This is a genomic window from Arthrobacter sp. ok362 (assembly GCF_900102785.1).
Classification (GTDB): domain Bacteria; phylum Actinomycetota; class Actinomycetes; order Actinomycetales; family Micrococcaceae; genus Arthrobacter.
In genome coordinates, this window is record NZ_FNGC01000002.1 from 198,725 (window position 1) to 223,244 (window position 24,520).

22 protein-coding genes and 1 pseudogene are annotated in these 24,520 nt (G+C 67.8%); 15 read left to right on the forward strand and 8 right to left on the reverse strand.

The window, feature by feature from the left end:
- Window positions 1–126 precede the first annotated feature (126 nt).
- Window positions 127–819, reverse strand: a complete 693-nt coding sequence (locus tag BLQ10_RS03405) for a GNAT family N-acetyltransferase (RefSeq protein ID WP_091558388.1) — start codon at window positions 817–819, stop codon at window positions 127–129.
- A gap of 120 nt (window positions 820–939) precedes the next feature.
- Here BLQ10_RS03405 and BLQ10_RS03410 point away from each other — a divergent pair, with 120 nt between their 5' ends.
- Entirely contained in the window at window positions 940–1,833 is an 894-nt protein-coding gene (locus BLQ10_RS03410) for an oxygen-dependent tRNA uridine(34) hydroxylase TrhO (protein WP_091558390.1), read from the forward strand.
- Window positions 1,834–1,867: 34 nt separating this feature from the next.
- On the opposite strand, the gene BLQ10_RS03415 is transcribed toward BLQ10_RS03410, so the two are convergent.
- Together BLQ10_RS03415 and BLQ10_RS03420 are read right to left on the reverse strand one after the other, a co-directional pair.
- A complete protein-coding gene (locus BLQ10_RS03415) occupies window positions 1,868–2,407 on the reverse strand; it encodes a DUF6023 family protein (RefSeq protein WP_254785385.1) in 540 nt (179 codons plus the stop codon).
- Between the two features lie 112 nt (window positions 2,408–2,519).
- Window positions 2,520–2,978 carry a hypothetical protein gene (locus BLQ10_RS03420; RefSeq protein ID WP_091558395.1) on the reverse strand — a complete coding sequence of 153 codons (459 nt, stop codon included), beginning with the start codon at window positions 2,976–2,978 and terminating at the stop codon, window positions 2,520–2,522.
- Window positions 2,979–3,201: 223 nt separating this feature from the next.
- On the opposite strand from BLQ10_RS03420, the gene BLQ10_RS03425 reads away from it, so the two are divergent.
- The gene (locus tag BLQ10_RS03425; protein WP_091558397.1) at window positions 3,202–4,026 is read left to right on the forward strand and encodes a MerR family transcriptional regulator; all 825 of its coding nucleotides are present in this window, start codon (window positions 3,202–3,204) and stop codon (window positions 4,024–4,026) included.
- A 247-nt stretch (window positions 4,027–4,273) separates the two neighbouring features.
- Window positions 4,274–5,830 (forward strand): DUF7059 domain-containing protein, encoded by a 1,557-nt coding sequence (locus tag BLQ10_RS22625; RefSeq protein WP_254785397.1) that lies wholly within the window; start codon window positions 4,274–4,276, stop codon window positions 5,828–5,830.
- Between the two features lie 27 nt (window positions 5,831–5,857).
- Here the strand turns inward: BLQ10_RS22625 and BLQ10_RS03435 are convergent.
- Window positions 5,858–7,141 (reverse strand): annotated as a pseudogene (locus tag BLQ10_RS03435) (MFS transporter); the annotation flags it as partial.
- A 79-nt stretch (window positions 7,142–7,220) separates the two neighbouring features.
- Between BLQ10_RS03435 and BLQ10_RS03440 the strand changes: the two are divergent.
- From BLQ10_RS03440 to proC, 7 genes are all read left to right on the forward strand, one after another.
- Window positions 7,221–7,958 carry an ArsR/SmtB family transcription factor gene (locus BLQ10_RS03440; protein WP_254785386.1) on the forward strand — a complete coding sequence of 246 codons (738 nt, stop codon included), beginning with the start codon at window positions 7,221–7,223 and terminating at the stop codon, window positions 7,956–7,958.
- 193 nt (window positions 7,959–8,151) lie between these two features.
- On the forward strand, window positions 8,152–10,890 hold the full coding sequence (topA, locus tag BLQ10_RS03445) for a type I DNA topoisomerase (RefSeq protein WP_091558404.1): 2,739 nt from the start codon (window positions 8,152–8,154) through the stop codon (window positions 10,888–10,890).
- A 116-nt stretch (window positions 10,891–11,006) separates the two neighbouring features.
- Window positions 11,007–11,531 (forward strand): SseB family protein, encoded by a 525-nt coding sequence (locus BLQ10_RS03450; RefSeq protein WP_091558407.1) that lies wholly within the window; start codon window positions 11,007–11,009, stop codon window positions 11,529–11,531.
- Between the two features lie 83 nt (window positions 11,532–11,614).
- Complete coding sequence (locus BLQ10_RS03455; RefSeq protein WP_091558410.1) at window positions 11,615–12,619, forward strand: Ppx/GppA phosphatase family protein; 1,005 nt, start codon at window positions 11,615–11,617, stop codon at window positions 12,617–12,619.
- Between the two features lie 110 nt (window positions 12,620–12,729).
- A complete protein-coding gene (locus tag BLQ10_RS03460) occupies window positions 12,730–13,071 on the forward strand; it encodes a YciI family protein (protein WP_091558413.1) in 342 nt (113 codons plus the stop codon).
- A 22-nt stretch (window positions 13,072–13,093) separates the two neighbouring features.
- Window positions 13,094–14,395: an RNA polymerase sigma factor gene (locus tag BLQ10_RS03465; RefSeq protein ID WP_091558416.1), complete on the forward strand. Its 1,302-nt coding sequence runs from the start codon at window positions 13,094–13,096 to the stop codon at window positions 14,393–14,395.
- 470 nt (window positions 14,396–14,865) lie between these two features.
- Complete coding sequence (gene proC / locus BLQ10_RS03470) at window positions 14,866–15,699, forward strand: pyrroline-5-carboxylate reductase (RefSeq protein ID WP_091558418.1); 834 nt, start codon at window positions 14,866–14,868, stop codon at window positions 15,697–15,699.
- A gap of 67 nt (window positions 15,700–15,766) precedes the next feature.
- On the opposite strand, the gene BLQ10_RS03475 is transcribed toward proC, so the two are convergent.
- Together BLQ10_RS03475 and BLQ10_RS03480 are read right to left on the reverse strand one after the other, a co-directional pair.
- A complete protein-coding gene (locus BLQ10_RS03475) occupies window positions 15,767–16,453 on the reverse strand; it encodes a potassium channel family protein (protein ID WP_056433668.1) in 687 nt (228 codons plus the stop codon).
- Complete coding sequence (locus BLQ10_RS03480; protein ID WP_091558420.1) at window positions 16,446–17,876, reverse strand: TrkH family potassium uptake protein; 1,431 nt, start codon at window positions 17,874–17,876, stop codon at window positions 16,446–16,448. Before BLQ10_RS03480 ends, BLQ10_RS03475 begins: the two co-directional genes overlap by 8 nt.
- Window positions 17,877–17,993: 117 nt before the next feature.
- Between BLQ10_RS03480 and BLQ10_RS03485 the strand changes: the two genes are divergently transcribed.
- Window positions 17,994–19,217 (forward strand): acetoin utilization protein AcuC, encoded by a 1,224-nt coding sequence (locus BLQ10_RS03485; RefSeq protein ID WP_091558422.1) that lies wholly within the window; start codon window positions 17,994–17,996, stop codon window positions 19,215–19,217.
- Between the two features lie 81 nt (window positions 19,218–19,298).
- Window positions 19,299–19,847: an ArsR/SmtB family transcription factor gene (locus tag BLQ10_RS03490; protein WP_091558424.1), complete on the forward strand. Its 549-nt coding sequence runs from the start codon at window positions 19,299–19,301 to the stop codon at window positions 19,845–19,847.
- Window positions 19,848–19,917: 70 nt separating this feature from the next.
- Here the strand turns inward: BLQ10_RS03490 and BLQ10_RS03495 are convergent, their stop codons facing one another.
- The gene (locus BLQ10_RS03495) at window positions 19,918–21,264 is read right to left on the reverse strand and encodes an alpha-hydroxy acid oxidase (protein WP_091558428.1); all 1,347 of its coding nucleotides are present in this window, start codon (window positions 21,262–21,264) and stop codon (window positions 19,918–19,920) included.
- A gap of 353 nt (window positions 21,265–21,617) precedes the next feature.
- Here BLQ10_RS03495 and BLQ10_RS03500 point away from each other — a divergent pair, with 353 nt between their 5' ends.
- The 3 genes from BLQ10_RS03500 (at window position 21,618) to BLQ10_RS03510 (ending at window position 23,476) form a co-directional block, all read left to right on the forward strand.
- Complete coding sequence (locus BLQ10_RS03500) at window positions 21,618–22,754, forward strand: 3-deoxy-7-phosphoheptulonate synthase (protein WP_091558431.1); 1,137 nt, start codon at window positions 21,618–21,620, stop codon at window positions 22,752–22,754.
- A 197-nt stretch (window positions 22,755–22,951) separates the two neighbouring features.
- On the forward strand, window positions 22,952–23,173 hold the full coding sequence (locus BLQ10_RS03505) for a helix-turn-helix domain-containing protein (protein WP_091558434.1): 222 nt from the start codon (window positions 22,952–22,954) through the stop codon (window positions 23,171–23,173).
- 204 nt (window positions 23,174–23,377) lie between these two features.
- Window positions 23,378–23,476: a 30S ribosomal protein bS22 gene (locus BLQ10_RS03510; protein ID WP_003792170.1), complete on the forward strand. Its 99-nt coding sequence runs from the start codon at window positions 23,378–23,380 to the stop codon at window positions 23,474–23,476.
- Between the two features lie 131 nt (window positions 23,477–23,607).
- Here BLQ10_RS03510 and BLQ10_RS03515 read toward each other — a convergent pair whose 3' ends face one another.
- Complete coding sequence (locus BLQ10_RS03515; RefSeq protein WP_091558436.1) at window positions 23,608–24,426, reverse strand: HAD family hydrolase; 819 nt, start codon at window positions 24,424–24,426, stop codon at window positions 23,608–23,610.
- Window positions 24,427–24,520 lie beyond the last annotated feature (94 nt).

The window sequence follows — 24,520 nt, forward strand, 5'->3', positions numbered from 1 at the left end:
AATCGCCCGCACGGCCGGCACTGCGGCGTCGGCGCGGCGAAAGGACGAACGGGGTCACGCGGGGGCCAAGAGGACGGCAGGTTGCCCCGGGAGCCCGTCCCGGCCGGGGCAAGCGCGCGCAGCGCCTCAACCGACGGACAGGTCCGCCCCTTCGTCCGACGTCGACAACATCAGGACGTGGCACACCATGCGCCAGCCGAGGTGCGAATAGAGCTTCTGGCCGTCCAGCGAGGCGAGCAGCAACCCAGAATCGACGTCGTGTTCGAACGCCTGGGCCGCGAGTGCCTTCATGATGAAGCTGCCCAGCCCCCGCCGCTGGTAGGTCGGCGACGTCACGATCTTGTCGAAGATGGCGGTGTGTCCCACCACAAACACGCGTCCGCTCGCGGCGACCTCCTCGCCTGCGCTGACTACCGCGTGGTGGACGCCGTCCGTCCGCGAGGTCTCAAGCTTGAGGTCGTCGTCCGAAAGCCAGGGGTCTTCGGAGTCCTGGGTCTCCATGTCCACGATCATCATGGTCTGGGAAGCCGAGGTGACATGGATGCCGTGCCGCTGTCCGAGGAATTTGTACCGGGCCACGTCATTGGTCAGGATCGTGAGGACTCTGGCCGGAACTTCAGCCGTCTTCGCCGCCAGCGCCGCGAACTCCGCTTCGGAGGGATCGTAGGCGAAATATTCCCATTCGTGGGTGGTGTCCGAGCGAAAGGCGGCGGGGAAGCGCCCCTCCCTGCGTGTCTCGTATCCGCGGCAACCGGCCCAACCGGCAACCCAGATTTCCAGCAGGTGAGTGGTGTCTTCAACCATGGCGTCAAGACTCATGTGATGAGCGTATTCCAGCCGTGCCACAAGCAACAGTGGCCGGGTCGGGGGAAGGCCGCTTGCTTATCCAATTGTGACTGTCGCCCCCGGCCCTCCGCCCCAGCCAGTACCCTTAAAAGCGTGGCTTTGAACAGGATTGTGCTCTTTTACGGATTCACCCCCCTCACTGACCCGGACGCCGTCCGGCTCTGGCAGCGCGCCCTGTGCGAAAAACTCGGACTAACCGGCCGCATCATCCTTTCCAAGGACGGCATCAACGCCACGGTCGGCGGGGAACTGAACGCCGTGAAGCAATACGTCAAGGCCACCCGGGAGTACAAGGGATTCCACGACATCGACGTGAAGTGGTCCGACGGCGGCGCGGCAGACTTCCCGCGGCTCAGCGTGAAGGTGCGGGACGAAATCGTATCCTTCGGCGCCCCGGGCGAGCTCAAGGTCGACGCCGGTGGAGTGGTGGGCGGCGGAACCCACCTCAAGCCCGAGGAGCTCCACGAACTCATTGAAGCCAAGAAACAGCAGGGCGACGAGGTCGTGTTCTTCGACGGCCGCAACGGTTTCGAGGCCCAGATCGGCAAGTTCAAAGACGCTGTGGTCCCCGACGTCGCCACTACCCATGACTTCATCAAAGAACTCGACTCGGGCAAATACGACGCCCTCAAGGACAAGCCGGTTGTCACCTACTGCACGGGAGGCATCCGTTGCGAGGTGCTTTCGAGCCTCATGGTGAACCGCGGGTTCAAGGAGGTCTACCAGCTTGACGGCGGCATTGTCCGCTACGGCGAGGCCTTCAAGGACCAGGGCCTGTGGGAGGGCTCCCTGTACGTTTTCGACAAGCGCATGCACCTCGAGTTCAGCGGGGATGCCAAGACCATCGGCGAGTGCGTCCGCTGCGCGGCGCCCACGAGCAAGTTCGAAAACTGCTCGAATCCGAACTGCCGGACGCTGACGCTTTACTGCACCGAGTGCGCCGCGAGCCCCGAAACCCTGCGGTGCCCCGACGGCTGCGCCGCCTAAGGCATGCTCCGGACTTTTGGCCGGCCGGAAACCCTCAGATGCGGCTCACCCGGTATGCATAGTTCGCCGGTCCGTTCGCATCCACTTTGATCGAGAGCGCCGCATCTGCGGCCAGCTGCACCACGTTCACCCTGGTCGTTCCGCACCGGAGAGCCAGGTCCACGAGTTCGATCTCGCCGTTCTCGATGGAAAAGGACACCCGGCGGGCGCTCCGGCAAGCCAGGGTCAGGGCGTAGGTACCCTTGGGCAGCCGGGCTGTGGTCTCTTCCCGCTCCTCGTCGGCCTCCAGCGTCCCAACACCCGTATGGAAAACTTGCCCCGCGGCGTCGGGCAGTACGTCGTGGACCCAGGCGTCCAGCTCCTGCCCCGACACCGGCTCGGTGAGGTGAGGGTCCTTGGGCAGGGCAGCGTCAGTGGTCGGCGCAACGGAGGTCGATTCATCGTCCCAGCGGTCGGCGCTGTATTCATACTCGCAGCCGGACAGGGCCGCCCCGAGAAACACCGCAACTGAGAGCACCACGGCGGCGGCCGAGGTGCGCTGTCGCGGCGCCCTGCTCGCCGGCACAGTTGGCATATCTTGAGATTAGGGCTGCCCGGGACCAAACGCCAGAGGCCAACGGACCGGGCCGGACAGGCCCATCAGCGGGCACAGTGCCGGACCCCGGGGACCAGGCTGCGGGCATATCTTACTCCGACGCTGCCAGGTGGTAGGCGTAGAGGAGCGGGGCATCCACACTGGACGTGCTGAGCGTGAGGTCGCCCGCGACGGGCACCTTGATGCGGGCGGTTTCGCGGCTGCCGTTGCAGGCGGCTCCTGCTTCGGCCAGTTGGCTGCCGTCCAGGCTGACGGCGAAGAACGCCTTTCCGCCGCCGTCGCAAGTCATGGTCAAGGTGTAGGTGCCGGCGGGCACGCCGGAAGCGGCCCGGACGATCGGATCCCGGTTCAGGATCTTGCCGGCATCCTCCAGCACCGTCCCGGGGACCGAGGGCAGGGCCGTCGCCTTCCATGCCGGGACGTCGGCGCTCTCAATCGAACCGGCCGGGGAACATGCCGTAGCGGCCAGCACGGCGACGGCGGCGGCCGCACCTGTGAGCGTCCGCCGGACAAGCCGGGCGGCCGGGGCGTGGGAGGAAGGGAAAACCATGCCTCAAACTTACCGTCTCGCAGGCTCCCTTCCGGCCGCATTAACCTTTCCCGGCGCCCTCACCCGCGGACCCTTGACTTTGACGTTGCGTCAAAGTTTAGAGTCGAAGGGACGGGCAGGCGGCGGCCGGCCGGCAGGGGAACAGCAGACCCGAAGGCGGAGGGAACGGGCCCGAGGGAACAGACCCGAGGGAACAGGCCCGAGGGAACAGGAAGGTGGAGGCATGGACTGGTCCGTTCAGCAGATCGCGAAATTGGCCGGCACCACCGGCCGGACTTTGCGTCACTACGACGACATCGGCCTGCTCAGGCCAAGCCGCACCGGCAACAACGGCTACCGGTACTACGGCCAAGAGTCGCTGGTCCGCCTGCAGCGGATCCTGCTCCTGCGCGAGTTGGGGCTCGGTCTGCCGGCGATCGCGGAGGTGCTCGGCAACGAGGCGGACGCGGAGCATGCACTGGGCCGGCACCTGGCGTGGCTGCTGCAGGAACAGGACAGGCTGGGCCGGCAGATTGCTTCGGTCCGTCACACCATTGAGGCATTGCAAACGGGAGGAAAGATCATGGCGGACGAAATGTTCGACGGTTTCGACCACACCAAGTACCAGGAGGAAGTCCAGCAGCGGTGGGGCAAGGATGCCTATGCAAAGTCGGACACCTGGTGGCGCGGCATGGGGGCCGAGGAGAAGGCTGCCTGGACGGAGCAGTCGCGGCAGCTCGGCGCTGACTGGGCGGCCGCTGCGGAGTCGGGGGTTCCGGCGGACAGCGCGCAGGCGCAGGACCTGGCCCGGCGCCACGTCGAATGGCTCCGGGGTATCCCCGGCACCCCGGCGGCGTCACCCGCCGCAGGCGGCACCCCGGCGGCGCCACCCGCCGCAGGCGGCCCCGCGGGTGGCAAGAACGGCGCAGGTCCGGACATCAAGGGGTACGTGACGGGACTCGGCGAGATGTATGTGGCCGACCCCCGTTTCGCCGCGAACTACGGCGGTGCCGACGGCGCCGCCTTCGTCCGGGACGCCCTGAAAATCTACGCGGAGACGGAACTCTAGCCGGACCCGCCCGGTCCCGGGCCAAACCCCGAGGCCAAACCCGGGCCAAATCCGGAGTCAAACCCCGGGGCCAAACGCCGGGGCCGGGACACCGGACTAAACTTGTCCGGTGACTTCCTCAGCGCAGGGCCCCGCCGCACCGCTTCCTTCAACCCAGGCTCTTTCAACCCAGGCTCCCACAACCCCGTTCACAGCAGGCAACACTCCCGACGCTCCGCGGAGCGACCTTCCCGGCCTCCTCGAGGCCCTGGCCGCGGACCTGCGTGCTGTTGGCTACACCGTGGACGGGGTTGCGGAGCTGCTCGGCGAGGCCGCGCACTCCGCCCTCGGCCGGGACCAGCTCATCCCTGCCGTGATCGTCACCGGGCGCTCCCTCGGGGAGCCCGCGCCGGCGGCGCTCGCCGGCGTCGTGCGTCTCTGGCTCCTCTCCGAGCCGCAGCGCGCGCAGACCCTCGACGCGGCCCTCCCCGGCATCCGCACGGAGGGGCTGATGGAACTCGGCCTCGTGGAGCCCTCGGGCGGGGACCTGATCCAGGCCAAGGTGGACCTGAGGCCCTACGGCTGGGACCCGACCGTGGGGGAGGACGGGGTCGGTCAGGGTGGAGCGGACCTCTGGGTGGCCAGCGACCTCGCGGCCCACCAGCGCGCAGGCGTCCTCCGCCACGACCACGTCCTGGGGATCGGGCAAGCCTCCACCACCCTGGTCCAGGTCACCGCCCGCCGCCATGTTGCCAGGGCCCTCGATCTCGGCACCGGCTGCGGCATCCAGACCTTTCACCTGCTGCACCATGCCGAGCACGTGACCGCCACGGACATTTCCGAACGCGCACTGGCGTTCACCCGGTTCAACCTTTTGCTCAACGCCGACGAGCTGCACCTGGACCCGGCCGACCTCGACGCCCGCGTCAGCCTCAGGCTCGGGTCCCTGCTGGAACCGGTCGCGGGGCAGGAGTTCGAGCTGGTGGTGTCCAACCCGCCGTTCGTCATCACGCCCCGCAGCCTCGGAGAGACCGCCACGGACCAGTTCACCTACCGCGACGGCGGCCTGCCGGGGGACGAGATTGTGTCTTCGCTGGTCCGCGCGCTGCCCTCTGTCCTTGCCCCGGGCGGAACGGCCCAGCTCTTGGGCAACTGGGAGATCGCGGCGGGTGCCGGCTGGGCCGAACGGCCCCAGAACTGGGCCAGCCCGGCCGCCGACGTATGGTTCATCCAGCGCGAGGAGGTGGGCCCGGAGCAGTATGCCGAGACCTGGCTGCAGGACGCGTCGGAAAACCGTGACCGCCGGCTCTACCAGGACTCGTACGCGGCCTACCTCGACGACTTCGCCTCGCGCAATGTTGCGGGAATCGGCTTTGGCATGATCTGGCTGCGGCGGCCCGCCGACGGCGCCGGGCGGGTGCTTTCCCGCTTCGAGGAGATCACGTACCCGATCGAACAGCCGGTGGGCCCACACCTGGGTGCCGCCGTCGAGCGGGCCGACTGGCTGGCCGCCCGCGATCTGGCCGCCGCCCACCTGCTGGTCGCGGAGGACGTCACCGAAGAACGGCATCAGCGCCCGGGGGCGGAACACCCCGGCGTCATCCTGCTGCGGCAGGGTGCCGGGCTGCGCCGCACCAACCTGCTCAGTACCGAGCTGGCCGGCTTCGTCTCAGCGTGCGACGGCGACCTGTCCGTCGGGCAGATCATCGGCGCCCTCGAGGCCCTGCTGGGCGGCTACGAGGGGTTTGACGCCACGGTGTTCCGCACTGGCCTCCTCGAGGAAGTGGGGAATCTGGTTCGCGACGGCTTCCTGCTGCCCGCCTGAAACGTCGCTCGCCGCCTCAGGCGCCTTAGCGGCCGGGCTAACGCCGGCGTCCTCCCGACCGAACCGCGGCAGGACGTACGCGGTGAGGGCCAGGGCTACCAGGGCGCCGGCGGCCCCGGTGAGCACGAAGCTGACGCGCACCGGCACCAGGGCGCCCAGAAGCCCGCCCAGGGCCAGCGCTCCGATGGAGACGGCGCGCGTCATCCCGCCAACGATCGCCATCGCCTGGCCGCGCCCACTTTCCGGAATCCGCAGGATCGCGATGGCGCCGAAACAGGCGTTCAGGACGCCGCAGGCCGCTCCCGTCGCGGTGTAGGCCACAAAGAGCAGTTCCACGCTGGGAACCATCCCCGTGAGGACCAGGAAGGCCGAGGTGCCGGTCATGGAGGTCAGCAGCACGCGCAGCCGGAGCCGGGGCGCCCGGATCCTCCCGGCCATCGCCGCCCCGGCCGCCATGCCGAGGCCGAACACTGCGGACAGGAGCCCGTACTGCGTCTCGGTGGCGCCAAGTTCGCTGCGGGCAAGGAACACCTCGAGCACGTTGGTGGCCTCGCCGACGACGATGAAGAACATCGCGCCCAGGACCAGGGCCCAGACCAGGCTGTCCCGGCGGATCAGGCGCAGTCCGTCGAGCAGCGCAGGTTTCGCCCGGCCGGCCCGTTCGGCTGCCGTGCCGCGGCGGGTCCGGATCAGCAGGGCGCCCAGACCCATGGCGACGTAGCAACCGCTGGCCACGGCGAAGACCAGCCCGGTCCCGCCCCAGCCGCTGAGCAGACCGCCTGCGGCGGGACCGGCCATGCCCGCAATCATGATGGTCGCCTGCATGGTGCCCATGGCCCGCGGCGTGCGGTCCTCGCCGACGATCCGCGGCAGCAGGGCTTGCCAGGTGGGTCCGGCCACGGCCTGGGCCGCGTCGAGCAGGAACGTCATGGCAAACAGCACAGGCAGATAGTTCTCCAGGTACTGCATGCCCAGCCCCATGCCGGCGACGGCGGCGGCGCTGACCGCGGAACTCGCCGTCGCCAACGTGCGGGAGTCCATGGTGTCGGCGAGCCGGCCGGCCCACGGAGCCAGCAGGACCAGCGGCAGCGCCGAGCACAGCAGGTACGCGGCCACGAGCCAGGGCCCGGCGACCGGCGTTTCGCCGGCGGCGGCCGCGTTTTGCAGGTGCAGCATGACGCTGACGACGACGGCGCCCATCCCCGCCGTCGCCACGAACCGGGCGGTGCCGGCGATCAGGAAGTCGCGGTTGCGCCACAGGGGCTGCGCCGTTGGTGCGGGAGCGGACACATTATGAAGTGTTTGTTTCATAAATAGGAAAGTAGACCCGTCCCGGAATAGATGTCAAGCATTTCTTTCATAGTTTGGAGAGGCTGGATACACTGGAGGAGTGAACGCAGAAACCCCGACGGCGGAGTCCACGGCTCCGCCGGCCACCAAGCGCCGGCATCGTCCGGAGAAGCAAGTGGAAATAACTGACCCGAAGGCGATCCGTGCCCTGGCCCACGCCGCCCGGCTGGAGGTCATTTCCGAACTGTATTCCACCCAGGTGAGCCGGACGGCCACCGAGCTTGCCGCGCAGACGGGCCTGACGCCCAGTGCCATGAGCTACCACCTGCGGGCACTGCAGAAGTGGGGCATTGTGGTTCCCGCAGCCACGGCCGGGGACGCCCGGGAGCGGCGCTGGAAGGCCGCCGGCACCGATTTCACCATCCACTCGCTTGGGGGAGTGGCCAGCCCGGAACTCGCCGTCCTCGACCTTGAGCTCGACGCCTACCGCCGCCGGGTCCTTGCGTACGCCAAGGCCCGCAACGCCCGGCGCGAGAACGGCGACACCGCCGACGGCCCGTCCTCGGTGGTGCTGGCCAGCAACCTGCTGTACCTGACGCCGGACCAGCGGGCCGAACTTACGCGGCGGGTCTTCGATCTCCTGCGAGACTACGAACTTGAGGATCCGGACCACGTGCCCGAGGGCGCCGAACGCATGGCCACGATGTGGTCGATGATTCCGGACGACCGCGGACCGGCCGCCGCGAAGCCGGCCGCCGCGAAGCCTGCCGCCGCGAAGCCTGCCGCCGCGAAGCCGGCCGCCGGCACCGCCGAGGAGCCCGACGCCGGCAAGGCCTGAGACTGCCGCCGGCACCGCCGGATGTTGCATCCGGAGCGCCCTCAAAGGCCGCCGGGCACGAGGTCTTCCCGCGGCCCGAACCCGCCTCCGCGGGGCCGTCATTTCCGGCCGGATGCGCGGGATTCTGCAAAATATGGTGAACTAGGCGGGTATGGGCGCATCTGCCCGAGCCACCTTTTTCTGTAGGAGCACCGTGCCAAGCAAGGCCAAAACCGGCAAGAAACTCGTGATCGTGGAGTCTCCGGCCAAGAGCAAAACCATCGCCAAGTACCTCGGCGAAGGCTTCATCGTGGAGGCCTCGATCGGTCACATCCGCGACCTTCCGCAGCCCTCGGAGCTCCCCGCGGAACTGAAGAAGACCCCGCTGGGCAAGTTCGCGGTCGACATTGACAACGACTTCAAGCCTTACTACGTGGTGTCCTCGGACAAGAAGAAAAAGGTCGCCGAGCTCAAGGCCCAGCTCAAAGACGCCGACGCTCTCTATCTCGCAACCGATGGGGACCGCGAGGGCGAGGCCATCGCGTGGCACCTGCTCGAAGTGCTTAAGCCCAAGGTGCCGGTCTACCGGATGACCTTCGGCGAAATCACCAAGGAAGCCATCCACCGTGCCATGGACAACCTGCGCGATGTCGACCAGGACCTGGTGGACGCCCAGGAAACCCGGCGCGTCCTGGACCGGCTGTACGGCTATGAGATCTCCCCCGTGCTCTGGCGCAAGGTGGCACGCGGCCTCTCCGCCGGCCGCGTGCAGTCCGTCGTCACCCGCATGGTGGTGGACCGCGAACGCGAGCGGATGGCCTTCAAGGCCGCCTCCTACTGGGACCTCACCGGCCAGTTCGGCGCCGGTTCCGGCTCCTTCAAAGCCAAACTCGCCGCCGTCGACGGCGCCAAGGTCGCCAGCGGCCGGGACTTCAACGACAACGGCGAGCTCACCTCGCGCAACGCCGTCCACCTCAACGAGGAACTCGCCGCGTCGCTCGCAGCGGGGCTGCAGGACGCCGAATTCCGTGTCCGCTCCGTCGACACCAAGCCGTACACCCGCCGCCCGGCCGCGCCGTTCACCACCTCCACCCTGCAGCAGGAGGCCGGCCGCAAGCTGCGCTTCTCCTCGAAGAGCACGATGCAGGTGGCCCAGCGGCTCTACGAAAACGGCTACATCACCTATATGCGTACGGACTCGTCCGCGCTGAGCAACGAGGCCGTCACGGCCGCCCGGCGCCAGGCCTCTGAGCTGTACGGCCCCGAGTACGTGCCGCAGTCGCCGCGGGTCTACAGCGGCAAGGCAGCGAACGCGCAGGAAGCCCACGAGGCCATCCGTCCCGCCGGGGACTCCTTCCGCACGCCGGCCCAGGTGGCCAAGCAGCTCTCCGGCGACGAATTCCGGCTCTACGAGCTCATCTGGAAGCGCACGGTCGCCTCGCAGATGGCTGACGCCAAGGGCTCCACCGCCACGATCCGCCTCGGCGCCGTGACTGTTGGCAACCCGGCCGATCGCCGCGACGCCGAATTCTCGGCGTCGGGCACCGTCATCACCTTCCCCGGCTTCCTCGCCGCCTACGAAGAGGGCAAGGACGAAAGCCGCGGCGACGACGAGTCCGAGGAAGCACGCCGGCTGCCCAACGTGGCCAAGGACGACGCGCTCACCGCGACCGACATTGTCGCCGTCGGCCACGAGACCTCGCCGCCGCCGCGCTACACCGAAGCCTCGCTGACCGCGGAGCTGGAAAAGAAGGGCATCGGCCGCCCGTCGACCTACGCCTCCACCATCTCCACGATCCAGGACCGCGGCTACGTCCGGAAGCAAGGCTCCGCGCTGGTCCCGAGCTGGATCGCGTTCTCCGTGATCCGGCTCCTCGAGCAGCACTTCCACGACTACGTGGACTACGAGTTCACCGCCGACATGGAAGCCGACCTGGACAAGATCGCCAACGGCCAGGCGGCAGGACCGGCCTGGCTCAAGCACTTCTACTTCGGTGAAGACTCCGAGCCCGGCCTGCTGAGCATCGTGAACAACCTCGGTGAGATCGATGCCCGCGAGATCAACTCCATCCCCATCACGGACGCGATCACACTCCGGGTCGGCAAGTTCGGCCCGTACCTGGAAAGCTCCACAGCGATCGTGGATCCCGAGACCGGCGAAGTGGTTGAAGCGGCCCGCGCCAACGTCCCGGAGGACCTGGCCCCGGATGAGCTCACGGCCGCCAAAGCCGTTGAACTCATGGAGACCGCTGCCCCGGAGGAGCGCGTCCTCGGCGCGGACCCGCATACCGGGCACACCATCGTGGCCAAGAACGGCCGCTACGGCGCCTACGTCACCGAGGTCATCCCGGAGATGACCGAGGAACAGCTGGCCAACCAGCCCGTTGAGTACTACAAGAACGGCAAGCCCAAGCCGCCGAAGAAGCCCGTCAAGGCCAAGCCCCGCACCGGCTCCCTGTTCGCGTCCATGAGTGTGGACACCATTACGCTGGACGAGGCCCTGCAGCTCATGAGCCTGCCCCGCGTGCTCGGCCAGGACGCCGACGGCAACCCGATCACGGTGCAGAACGGCCGGTTCGGCCCGTACCTGAAGAAGGGCACGGACTCCCGCTCGATCGGCTCCGAAGAGGAGATCTTCACGATCACGCTCGATGCGGCGCTGGAGATCTACTCGCAGCCCAAGCAGCGCGGCGCCCGTGCCGCCGTGCCGCCACTGGCCGAATTCGGACCGGACCCGGTCTCGGAGAAGAACATCGTGGTGAAGGAAGGCCGGTTCGGCCCGTATATCACCGACGGCATCACCAACATCACCGTGCCCCGCAGCACCTCGATCGAGGAGCTGACCCGGGACCGCGCCGTCGAACTCCTGGCAGAAAAGCGGGCCAAGGGCCCGGTCAAGCGCACGACGACGGCCCGCAAGGCACCCGCCCGGAAGGCCCCTGCCAAGAAGTAGGCCAACCCACCGAATTCGCCGGAAACCTGCGGATTCGCCGGAAATTACCGGCGAATCCGCAGGTTTCCGGCGATTTCGCGTTTGCGGACCAGCCGTGGACGTGTTCCAGTAGGAATATGACTGAACAGCCCGCACACCTGGACAACCAGCCGCTGAACGAACTCGAGGAGCAGCTTGCCCGGGGGGAGCAGCCGGACGCCAACCCGGTGGACGTGATCCTCGCCTTCCTCAACAACGAGGTCTATGTGGTCAGCTCCGACGCCTTGGAAGGTCCCGACTCCCAGGTGGAGCCGCTGGTCCTCGCGAACTCCTCCGGCAAGCCCGTCCTGGCCGTTTTCTCGCACCCGAGCCGCGTCACCGAGCAGTATCTCGCCGCCGCCCCGAACGTGCTGGGCACGCAGGGCGCCGCAATCATCGGCAACCTCGGTGCGGAGCTCGGCATGGTGATCAACCCCGGGGCCGCCTTCGGCTTTGAAATCGACCCGGAGGGCGTGGCCAACATCCGCCGCGACTTCAAGCCAACGGACGAGCCCGCTGACGGGGCTGCCGCCCAGCCCACTGGCGGGGCCGTGGACCGCCCGGCGCAGGACGGCGGCCCGGCGCAGGACGGCGGCCCGGCGCAGGACGGCGGCCCGGCCTAAGCCGCGGCGCCGACGGCGGTATTCCTCGCGAATTCCGCCGTCGGCGTTAGGCCAGCCGCTTCCGTGGGGGGAATAATGTCAACATGCGTCTAGGCGTCCTCGACATCGGGTCCAACACCGTCCACCTCCTGCTGGTCGACGCCCATCCAGGCGCCCGCCCAGTCCCCTATGCCTCGCACAAGCGGCCGCTGTCCCTCGTGCAGTTCCTCGACGACGACGGCAGCATCAACGACGCCGGGCAGCATGAACTCGTCGAGTTCGTCCTCGAGGCGTGGGAATTCGCGGCCAAGCACAAAGCCGACGACCTCCTCGCGTTCTGCACCTCGGCCATCCGCGAGGCCACCAACGGCGCTGCCGTCCTGGCCCGCGTCAAGTATGAAACCACCGTCACCCTCCGGGAGCTCACCGGCAGCGAAGAGGCGTCCATGACGTTCTTCGCCGTCCGGCGCTGGTACGGCTGGGGCGCCGGGCCCATCTTGAACCTGGACATCGGCGGCGGCTCCTTCGAGATGGCCCTCGGACAGGACGAGCTGCCCGAGCTGGCGATGTCCGTTCCGCTCGGTGCCAGCCGCCTGACGCGCGACTGGCTGCCCGAGGACCCGCCCTCGGCCAAGAGCATCAAGGAGCTGCGCCGCTACATCCGCTCCACGCTAAAACCCGCGGTGCGCAAATTCGAGAAGCTGGGCCGGCCCAACCTGGTCGCGGGCACGTCCAAGACGTTCCGGTCCCTCGCCAGGATTGCCGGTGCCGCCCCCAGCGCCGCTGGGCCCTACGTCAAGCGGGAGCTGCTGTCCCTCGACCTGGGGCTCTGGGCGCAGCGGATCTCGGCCATGGAGGTAGGGGACAGGCTCCACCTGCCCGGCGTCTCCGAGGCCCGTGCGCCCCAGGTCCTCGCCGGCGCCCTCGTCGCGGAAGCGGCCCTGGAAATGTTCGAGTTCACCAGCATGGAGATCTGCCCGTGGGCCCTGCGTGAGGGGCTCATCCTCCGCCGCCTGGACCAGTTGGTGTTTGAGGGGCCGATCGACCCCGCGCCGCACGTGGCAGAGCAGCCGCCGGCGCGGCTCCAGGCGCCGGAAAAAGCTTCCTGAGACCGCACGCCGCGACGGTGTCGAGACGGTGTCGATCCAAAGCGTCCTCGATCGTGTAATTGCTGAGAGGCCGGCACACAGCCGGCTGATTCGACAAGGAGGCACCCGAAATGACGCAGTACCTGCTCAGCATTTACCAGCCGGACGGCCCCGCCCCGGACCCTGAGTTCCTCGAACCGATCATGCGTGACCTTGCGGCCCTGAACCATGAAATGCAGGCGGCAGGGGCCTGGGTGTTCGCCGCGGGACTGCACCCGGCAGAGTCCGCCACGGTCCTCCGGCCCAGCGGCGGCGAGATCCTCGTGACCGACGGGCCGTTCACCGAAGGCAAAGAACACCTCGGCGGATTCACCGTGATCGAGGCCGAGGACCTGGACGCTGCCCTTGGCTGGGCACGGAAGCTGGCCGGCGTCACCACACTTCCCGTTGAAGTCCGTCCCTTCCAGCACTAGCCGCCGGGCCGAGGGGACTGCTGTGGGCGACCATGGTGCAAATGACGGCGCGACCGAGGCGGACATTGCCCGCGTGTTCCGGGTCGAATACGGCCGCGCCGTAGCCGTCCTGGCGCGTACGTTCGGGAACATCGATATTGCCGAGGACGCCGTCCAGGATGCTTTTGCTGCGGCCGTCCAGCACTGGCCGTCGGCAGGCATCCCGCCCAGCCCGGCCGGCTGGATCATCACGACGGCACGGCGCCGGGCGATCGACCGGCTGCGGAGGGAGGCCTCCCGCGAGGACAAACATGCCCAGGCGGCCTCGCTGGCGGCGGCGCGGTCCGGGACCGGGCCCGCGCCGGCGGCCGACGAGCAGTTCCTGACGGAACAGTCAGGAGTCGAGGACGTGGACGACGACACTTTGCGGCTGATTTTCACGTGCTGCCACCCCTCCCTGGCCAGATCCGCCCAGGTGGCGCTCACACTGCGGCTGCTCGGTGGATTGACGACGGCGGAGATCGCCCGGGCCTTCCTGGTGCCGGAAGCGACCATGGCACAGCGGCTGGTCCGGGCGAAGGCGAAAATCCGGGATGCCAAGATCCCGTACCGTGTCCCGCAGGGCGCCGAACTGCCCGAACGGCTGCAACCGGTGCTGGCGGTCGTCTACCTGATTTTCAACGAGGGCTACACCGCGGGCCCCGCGGACGGCGCGGCCCGTACGGAGCTCCGCACGGAAGCCATCCGGCTGGGCAGGCTGTTGGCGTCCCTGATGCCGGACGAGCCGGAAGCGGCGGGACTGCTGGCACTGATGCTGCTCGTTGAGTCCCGCCGTGGCGCCCGGTTCGCCGCCGACGGCGGACTCGTGCTGCTCGCGGCCCAGGACCGGGGGCGTTGGGACAGCGCCCTGGCCGCCGAAGGCCAGGAGCTGGTGCGCCGGTGCCTGCGCCGGAACCGTCCTGGGCCGTATCAGCTCCAGGCGGCGATCAACGCCGTCCACAGCGACGCCGCGACCGCCGCGGACACCGACTGGGCGCAGATCCTGCAGTTGTATGACCAGCTCCTGGCCGTCGCGCCCGGACCGGTCGTGGCGCTGAACCGCGCCGTTGCCCTTGCAGAACTGCAGGGGCCGGTTGCCGCGCTGGCCGCGGTAGAGGGCCTGCGACTGGACAACTATTACCTCTTTCACGCCGTACGAGCCGACTTCCTGGTGCGCCTGCGCCGCTATCCGGAGGCCGCCGAGGGTTACAGGCGGGCCCTGGCGCTGGCCGGAAGCGCCGCCGAGCGCCGGTTTCTGGAGAGCAAGCTCCGCAGCCCGGTGTTCGGCGCGGCGGGAGCCGTTTAGGAACCGGCCCGCCCGTGCCCCGACGCGGGCCGGTCAGCGCCGGTTAAATGAGTAGCGCCGGGCGATTGGAGCAGGACTTGGGGGAACTCTGCTGCCAATCGCCCGGCGCACCGCCGGCTCCGGGGAGCCGGCTATCATCACTCGCACCTGTTGAGGCACTTTCCAAGGTAGTGGCCGATCATGGGCGCCCAGCGAGATTTCCCTGTACGTTCGCTGGCAATCCGACGGCGTCCCCCGGGGGCTCGCCTGCTCCACCGGTGGGCCCTTAAACGGCAAAGGCACCGGCGGTCCGCTGCGGGAAAATGGGAAAAGCCGCTGCCAACCACCGGTGCCGCGCAGGCATCCGCATGCCTGCTGCATCACTCGCACCCTCAATGAGGTAGCTACTACGTTAGGGTCCGAAGTTGTGCGCTGACTGCGGTGAAGGTGTGAGCTGGCTGGGAATCGCGTTCGACTGCAATGATGGGGACATGAGCAACCGAATCGCATTCCTGGGCTGTGGGTCAATGAACGAGGCAATTCTGGGTGGGCTGATCGACGGCGGCGTTGACCCTGCCGATATCGTCGCTACCGTCCGCCGGGCCGAGCGCGCGGCCGAGCTGGCCCAGCGGCACCACGGGATCACGGCCATCGCGGGCGAAGAAGAGCCCGACAACAACAAGCAGGCCGCCACAGGCTCCGGCGTCGTAATCCTTGGCGTCAAGCCCGTGGGCATCGCCGATCTGGCCCGGGAAATCAGCGGGTCCCTTTCACCGGACACGATCGTCATCAGCGTCGCGGCCGCCGTGTCCCTGGAGCAGCTGGAGGCGGCGCTGCCGCCCGGCCAGCCTGTCATCCGCACGATGCCGAACACGCCGGCGAAGCTTGGCCGCGGCGTCGTCTCCGTCTCTCCCGGGACCAACTGCTCCGCCGGGCAGCTCCAGCACGCCAAGGACATCCTCGCAGCCGCCGGCACCGTGGTGGAAATCCCCGAAGACCAGGTGGACGCCCTCTCCGCGATCAGCGGCTCGGGCCCGGCCTACGCCTTCTACCTCGCAGAGGCCATGGCGGAGGCCGGCGCACAACTGGGCCTGGATCCGGAACTGTCCCTGTTGCTGGCCCGCGAGACGGTCGCCGGGGCAGGCTTCATGCTTGCCGAGCCCGGCGCGGACCCTTCCGCGCTGCGCAAGGCGGTCACGAGCCCGAACGGCACCACGGAGCGGGCCATTGCCACGTTTGACGAGCGGGGACTGCCGGCCATCATCGCCGACGGCGCCCGCGCGGCCGCTGCGCGCGCGGCAGAAATCACCCGGCAGCTCGCCTGAGCCTGCCCGGGCGGACACCGGCCGCTACCGGCTCCGGTTTTGGGCACCGGTGGGCGCCGGTGGTGGCCTAGGGGCGTGCGGCGAACCGTTCGAGCAGGTCCACGTGGCCCGAAACGATGAGCATGTCCCGCGAGGAAACCTTGGTTTCCGGCCGCGCGTAAGTGAAGTCCTCACCAGGAGACTTCACGCCCACAATCGTGACGCCGTACTTGGAGCGGACCTTGGACTCGTCGAGGGTGAAGCCCACGGTCTCGCGCGGCGGGTACATTTTGACGATCGCGAAGTCATCGTCAAACTCGATGAAGTCCAGCATGCGCCCGGAAACCAGGTGCGCGGCGCGGACGCCGGCGTCAGCCTCCGGGTAGATGACGTGGTTGGCGCCGATCCGGGTCAGGATCTTGCCGTGCGAGGGCGTGATGGCCTTGACCCAGAGATGTTCGATCCCGAGGTCCACGAGGTTCACGGTGATCAGCACGGAGGATTCGATCGAGGTGCCCACGCCAACGACGGCGGAACTGAACTCCTGGGCGCCGAGCTGGCGGAGGGCGTCGATGTTGGTGGCGTCGGCTTCCACGACGTGCGTCAGGACGCTCGACCACTTCTGAACGAGGCTGCGGTCGCGTTCAATGGCGAGGACCTCCCGGCCCTGCTTGACCAGCTGCTCTGCGGTGGATGCGCCAAAACGGCCCAGCCCGATCACCAGCACGGGGGCATTGTGGGCGGGGCGGTTGACGGCGCCTGAGGAACTAGCCAATGATCGGTCTCTCTTCCGGGTAGTGGTACAGCTGGCTGCGCTGGCGCAGGGCCAGTCCGGCAGCAAGGGTGACAGTCCCGACGCGCCCGGCAAACATGAGCGCGGCGAGGACGTAAACCCCCGACGGCGGCAACTCTGCACTGAGGTTGGTGCTTACGCCCACCGTGGCGAAGGCGGAAATCGTTTCAAACAGCACCCGGTCCAGGGAGGCGCCGCTGATGTGCAGGAGCAGGAGGGCCGAGACCGAGACGAGCGTGGCACCGGCGACGATCACCGAGATGGCTACGCGCATGGTGCCCTCCGGGATGGTCCGGCCGTAGATCTTCACATCGGCGTCGCCGCGGGCCTCGGCGGTGATCGCCAGGAACATCACGGCGATGGTGGTGACCTTGATGCCGCCGGCCGTGGATGCCGAGCCGCCGCCGGCGAACATGAGGGCATCGGAGAGCAGCATGGTGGTGGACTCCATGTGGTTCTGGTCCACAAGGTTGAAGCCGCCGGACCGCAGCATGACCGAGGCAAACAGCGCATGCGTGATCTTGTCGCCGAGGTCCATGTTCCCGATGGTGCGCAGGTTGTCCCACTCCAGGAAGCCCCAGAGGACCGTCCCGACGGCGAGGAGGATGAAGGAGACCTGGATGGTCAACTTGGTGTGGAGGTTCCATTTCTTCCACCGCAGCCCGTTCTGCTGCAGCACCATGACGACGGGGAAGCCCAGGCTGCCCAGGAATACACCGACCATGAGCGGGACGAGGATCCAGAGATCGGTCTGGTATGGGACGATTCCGTCCGAATGCGGCGTGAAGCCGGCATTGTTGAAGGCCGAAATGGCGTAGAAGACGCCGTGCCAGATGGACTGCGGGAAGCTCTCCCCGAGGATCAGGAACCGGGGGATGAGCACCAGTGCCAGGGCGCCCTCGATCACGACGGACGTCACGATCACGATCCGGAGCAGCGTGCCGACTTCACCGAGCCGGCCGGCGTTCAGGGCCTCTTGTGCGATCAGCTTGCCGCGGACACCAAGTTTCTTGCTGACCATGAGCGCCAGCAGGGACGCGAGGGTCAAGGTGCCCAAGCCGCCCACGAAAATGGCGACCAGGATCACGAGCTGGCCGAAGAAGGACCAGTGCACGGCCGTGGAGACCACGGTCAGGCCCGTGACGCAGACTGCGGACGCCGCCGTGAAAAGGGCCTCGTGCAATGGTGTGGCCCGCCCCGTCGCCGACGACACGGGCAGCGAGAGCAAAGCGGTGAAGATCAGGATTACGAGGCCGAACGCCGTGAGCGCCAGGCGGGCCGGCGAGCTGTTTGCGATGCCGTCAATGAAGTCGCGCAGGCGTGTGAAGATCCACAGGCCGTCCCGCTCCGGCGTGCCTGGCTGCCAGCTGGCCGGGCTCGTGGACCTCGACTGGCTTTGCGTCATGTTTTTCCTCGGTTGAAACTGCTTCCCCAAGTAGTAAACCACTATTCTCGGGTAATGGCCGGGGAAAGCACCCATGCAAGCGGGGGAAGCCGGGACCGCTCCGGTAGCCTGTGATTGATGACATTCCTGCCCGGACTCGCTCAGACCGCGCTGCCGACGACGGTGGTGTGGGCTCCTGCCATGACTGCCTACAACTTTGGCCACTCCCACCCGATGGCGCCGGAGCGAATGGAGCTTACGGCGAAGCTGGCCGGCAGCCTGGGACTGCTGGATCTGGACCACGTCACGGTGGCGGCACCGAACGTGGCCGCCGACGCGGAGCTGTGCGCGGTCCACAGTGCGGAGTTTGTGGCCGCCGTGCGGCGTGTGAGCGAAAACCCGGACACCCCCGACCACGCCAGGGGCCTCGGGACCGAGGATGACCCCGCCTTTGCCGGCATGCACGAAGCCAGCGCCCGGCTGGCCGGCGGCTCCCTGCTCGCGGCCGCTGCCGTCCTGGACGGCAGCGCGGTGCGGGCCGTGAACTTCGGCGGCGGGATGCACCACGCCTCCCGGGACCGCGCGAGCGGTTTTTGCATCTACAACGACGCCGCCCTCGCGGTCCAGCGGCTGCTCGACGGCGGCGTCCAGCGCGTGGCCTACGTCGACGTGGATGCGCACCACGGCGACGGCACGCAGAGCATCTTCTGGGACGATCCGCGCGTGCTGACTATTTCACTGCACGAGTCCGGGCTGACCCTCTTCCCGGGCACCGGGTTTGCCAACGAGATCGGCGGCCCGAACGCGCAAGGCAGCGCCGTGAACGTCGCCCTCCCGGCCGGCACCGCGGACGCCGGATGGCTGCGGGCCTTCCACGCCGTCGTGCCCCAGCTCATTGGCGCGTTCGAACCGGAAGTCATCGTCAGCCAGCACGGCTGCGACTCGCACCGGCTTGACCCGCTCGCGCACCTGAACATCAGCGTGGACGGCCAGCGCGAGGCCGCCACGGCCATCGGCAACCTTGCCGCGCGCTACTGCGACAACCGGTGGATTTCCACAGGGGGCGGCGGTTACAACGTCGTCAGTGTGGTGCCGCGGTCCTGGAGCCACCTCATTGGCATCGCCGCCGGCCGGCCGGTACCGCTGCGCACCCCGGTTCCGGAGGACTGGCGAAGCTATGTCAAAGACAAGTACGGGGCCAAATTCGGGGTGGAGCCCCCCGAGACTATGGGCGACGACGTCGACCTCTGGTGGAGGTCCTGGGAAGTGGGCTTTGACCCCAACGACGAGGTGGACCGTACCATCATGGCCACCCGCAAGGAAGTGTTTCCCCTGCACGGACTGGACCCCTGGTTCGACTAGGTCCGGGCCCGGGCTGAGGCCCGGTACCAAGGCACCAACTGGTGGATGCCATCTGGCGTATATGTCGCTAGTGTGGAGGGCATGGTGACAGACGACGTATTTGCCGTCATTGCTGAGGCAACCAGGCGTGACATTCTGATAGCCCTCCGCAAGGGGGATAAGGCAGTGGGGGAACTGGTCCAGGAGCTTGAGGCAAGCCAGCCCACCATTTCGAAGCATCTCAAAGTCCTCCGCGAAGCGGACCTGGTGAGCATGCGCGCCCAGGGCCAGAAGCGGTACTACACGCTCAACCCCAAGCCGCTCGCCGGGATCGCCAGCTGGCTGCAGGCGTTCGACGTCGGCCCCGCTGCGACAGCGGACGCGGCCGCGGCCCTCCACCGCGAATCCAGTCCTGCCGCCGTCCCGGATGGCCTGGCCGCTGCGGCCGTCCCGCAGCCGGTGGCCGCGCAGCCCGCCGCCGCACTGGCGGCCCGCCCTGCCGGCAGCCCGCTGAGCCCCGCCGTCGTCATCCCGGTGGGAACGGCAGGGGAGGACAAGATGCCCCAGCAGATTGGGCGCACCGTGGGCCGGGCCGCCACCAAGGCCGCCGATCTCCTGGCCAACCTGCCCAAGTTCGGCCGCAAGAAGTAACCCCTCCTCCCCGCGTATGCCGCCCTGCGTACGCGCTCCGCCGACGCTTCTTGCTCGCGCGCTCGGCGTGCTAGTTGCCGAGGATCCGCACGTGATCCGGGGTGAGGTCCGCGATCCGGCTGACGCCCAGCAGGGCCATGGTGCGTTCCATGTCCTTCGCCAGGATTTGGAGGGCGCGGTCCACCCCGGCCCGTCCGCCGGCCATGAGCCCGTACAGGTAGGCGCGACCGATCAGCGTGAAGTCGGCGCCGAGGGCGAGGGCGGCGATGATGTCCGCGCCGCTCATGATGCCGGTGTCCAGGATGATCGCCGCCTCGCTGCGGTCCGCCTTCAGCGCGGCAGAGACCTCGGGGAGCAGGTGGAACGGGATCGGTGCCCGGTCCAGCTGGCGGCCGCCGTGGTTGGAGAGCACAATCCCGTCCGCGCCGTGGTCCACCACCTTGCGGGCGTCGTCGACCGTCTGGATGCCCTTGACCACGAGTTTGCCCTTCCATGTCTCGCGCAGCCAGTCGAGGTCGGCGTAGGTCAGGGTGGGGTCGAACATGGAGTTGATCAGCTCCGCGACCGTGCCCGTGTACCGGGACAGTGACGCGAAAGTCAGCGGCTCGTGGGTAAGGAAGTTGAACCACCACGCGGGCCGGTAGGAGGCGTCGAGGATGGTCTTGAGCGTCAGGGCGGGCGGGATGGTCATGCCGTTGCGGACGTCGCGGAGCCTGGCGCCGGCGACGGCGGTGTCCACCGTGACCATAAGGGTGTCGTTGCCCGCAGCGGCGGCACGTTGGATCAGTTCCAGCGAACGGTCCCGGTCCGTCCACAGGTACAGCTGGAACCAGTTCCGGCCCGTGGGTGCCGCGGCCGCCACGTCCTCCAGGGACGCCGTGCCCATGGTGGAGAGGGTATAGGGAATGCCGGCGGCTGCGGCGGCCTGGGAGCCGGCGTATTCGCCCTCGGACTGCATCATCCGGGTAAACCCTGTGGGCGCGATCCCCACCGGCAGCCGGGACGGCCCACCCAGGATGTCCGTGCTCAGGTCGATGCTGGAGACGTCACGCAGGACCCCGGGCCGGAACTCGATGTCCAGGAACGCCTGGCGGGCGCGGCGGAGGGAGATTTCGGCCTCGGCGGCGCCGTCGGTGTAGTCGAACGGCGCCTGGGGCGTGTGGCGCTTGGCCATGTCCCGCAGGTCCCAGATGGTGCTGGCACGGCGCAGCCTGGCGGCCCGGCTGAACTCCGGCTTCTTGAACTGCATCAAGGGCGCAAGGTCGGCGTATTTGGGCACGCGGCGCTTCAACGCGGCAGGGATGCCGCGGGCGGCCGCCGCTGTGGCTTGCCCGGACGCGGAGGCCCCAGGGTCCGTGGCGGTGGCCGCGGGAGTGGTCGGAGCCTCGGGGTTGCCGGGCGGGACGGTCTGCGTCATGGCTGTCTCCGGTTCTGCAGGATCTTCAGCGTGTGCTCCAGAACACTCTAGCGGTCATGTTTTGGGCATACAGTCGGCTGACCGGGCTGCGCGCCGGGCCGGGTGCCTGACCTTGTGCGCCGCCGAATTGTTACGCACGTCGTTTGCCCCGGCCGCGGCGCCGGGCTATCGTCGACGCTATGACTAACCGTTGGTATGCGTATTTTTCGTTGGCTCTGGAGGGGCCCGCGTCTAACTGACACGCATCCAACTTTCCTTCAGAGCCAACAGGGCAGAGATCATTCTCTGCCCTTCGCCATTTCTCCGGCGGGTTCTGATCAGGGCCCGCTCCGCATCCGGAACAGGACCCGAACATGAGCATCGAAGCAGCCCCCGGCACCCAGCATTCCACCTCGAACCTGCGCGTTAGCGAGTTCACCGCGCTCCCCACTCCGCAGGACCTCATGGCGGAACTGCCGTTGGAGGCCCGCCTGGCCGAGGTCGTCGGACGGGGCCGGGACGAGGTCCGGGCCATCATGGACGGTGTGGACGACCGGCTTCTCGTCATTGTGGGCCCCTGCTCCATCCACGACCCCAAGGCCGGGCTGGAATACGCCCGCCGGCTGGTGAGCCAAGCGGAGAAGCACCGCGAAGACCTGCTGATCGTCATGCGCACGTACTTCGAAAAGCCGCGCACCACGGTGGGCTGGAAGGGCCTGATCAACGACCCCCGGCTGGACGGCAGCCACGACATCGCCGCGGGCCTACGCGCAGCCCGGGCGTTCCTGCGGCAGGTCACCGCCCTGGGTCTGCCCACCGCCACCGAGTTCCTTGAGCCCATCAGCCCCCAGTACGTCGCGGACCTGGTCGTCTGGGGCGCAATCGGTGCCCGCACCACGGAGAGCCAGATCCACCGCCAGTTGGCTTCTGGGCTGTCCATGCCGATCGGTTTCAAGAACGGGACCGACGGCGACCTCCAGGTGGCGCTGGATGCGTGCAGCGCCGCCGCTGCCGCCCAGGCGTTCCTCGGGATCGACGACGACGGCAGGGCCGCTCTTGTGGCCACCGCCGGCAACCCGGACACCCACGTCATCCTCCGCGGCGGACGCAAGGGACCCAACTACTCCGCCGCAGACGTTGAAGCGGCCTCCGCCAAACTCGCCGCGAAGCAGTTGAACCCCCGCCTGATCGTCGACGCCAGCCACGCCAACAGCGGTAAGAACCACCACCGCCAGGCCGAGGTCGCCCTCGAAATTGGTGCCCAGCTGGAAGGTGGGGGAGCCGCGGCCGGGGCCATCGCCGGTGTCATGCTGGAGAGCTTCCTGGTGGGCGGGGCTCAAACCCTCGAGCTCAACGCCGCCGTCACAGCCGCAGGCAAAGACGGAGCCGCCGGCCGCGACGGGCTGGTCTACGGCCAGAGCGTCACGGATGCCTGCATGGACTGGGATGTAACGGCGTCGGTACTTGGCCAAATGGCCGCCTCGGCCCGTACACGCCGGACGCGCGGCTGAGGGTTGAACAGGAAGCGCGGGCGGTGCGAGATTTTCGAAATTCCTGCGGAAATCGTGTGGGGATTCCTGAGAACTCTTTCACATTGGCACCATGAGCAACTAGTGTTGCTAACACATGGTTGTTTGATGGCTCAGCATCGGCACACCGCCATGTCACCAGGTGGGGCTGCCGTTCGCTTGAGCAAAGGAATAGGGAAATGTCTACGGAGGCCAACTTCTCCAAGGCCCGCTTTTTGACCGTGGCCGAAGTCGCGGAACTTATGCGGGTATCAAAGATGACTGTTTACCGTCTTGTGCATTCGGGGGAGATGCCGGCCGTGCGGTTCGGCCGCTCTTACCGCGTGCCGGAAAACGCCGTCGAACAGTACCTCAAGGGTGCCGTCGTCGACCGGGGCGACGGCCACGCCGGAACTGGCTGAACAGCTGGCGGCAACATTCACAGCGTGAATTGACCGCTTTGGGCCCCGCACGGGGCCCGCGGTCGTGGGTGCCTCGCAGAGGCGGTACCCTGTTAAGGAACGTTTTACGTCATTGTAAGAACCTGTCAGTTGCTTCAGTCTGCTGCTTAGCCCGCGGACCCTTCCCAACAGGCAGGTACTGCATCTAGCCGGTAAGGAACTTTCGTGGGTTCAGTTATTAAGAAGCGTCGCAAGCGTATGGCCAAGAAGAAGCACCGCAAGCTGCTTCGCAAGACGCGCCACCAGCGTCGCAATAAGAAGTAGCAATACTTCGAAATGCATGAAATGCCCGTTGCCTTCCAGGCGGCGGGCATTTTTCTTGCGCCGTCCCGGTCGGAAGATTTCGCGCCGGATCCGCGACGCGTTCCGAACCGGCACGGGAAAGCTGCGGGGGCCTAGCGGCTGGGTCCGCGGAAACGGGAGAAGCCCCGCCACAGGCCGTAGATGGCCCCGCCGACCGTCGCGGCCTTGAATCCCAGTGTGGCGGCGCGCCGGCCGGCACGGAAGTCGTAGACCGGCCAGTTGTGTTCGCGGGCGTAACGGCGCAGCTTGGAGTCGGGATTGATGGCAACGGGGTGCCCCACCATGCTCAGCAGCGGGATGTCGTTGTGGGAATCGCTGTAGGCCCAGCAGCGGCTGAGGTCCAGCCCCTGGTCCTCGGCAATTTTCTGGACTGCGACGGCCTTGGCCGGGCCATGGAGGATTTCGCCCACAAGCCGCCCCGTGTACGAGCCGTCCAGGATCTCGCCCACCGTGCCCAGCGCCCCGGTCAGGCCCAGCCGGGCGGCAATGACCGTGGCTACCTCGATCGGCGTCGCTGTGACGAGCCATACTTTGCGCCCGACCCGGAGGTGCTGCTCCGCCAGGGCCTTGGCTCCCGGCCAGATCCGCGACTCAATCATCTCGTCATAGACTTCTTCGCCCAGGGCTTCGATGTCCTTCGCCGTGATGCCGGCGGCCAGTGTCAGGGCGGAGTCACGGACGGCATGGACATCGTCGATGTTTTCGCCGCGCAGTATGAACATGAGCTGCTTCCAGGCGAAACCGGCAGCCTGCCTCAGGGTGAACGCGCCGCGCTGGTGCAGCTTGCGTGCCACGTGGAAAAGGCTTGCGCCCTTCATGAGGGTGTTGTCGACGTCGAAGAAAGCGGCTTCGCCGTGCTGCGTCGATGCAGCAGGCTCGCTGGCCACAGCGACGTATTTCTCCTCGGGCATGCCACGAGTCTAGTCAATGACCGGCCCCGGACCTGCCGCAGGGTGCGCGACGCGGCGGCAGAACTGCGGTGCGGCCCTCCCGCACGGTGCCGCG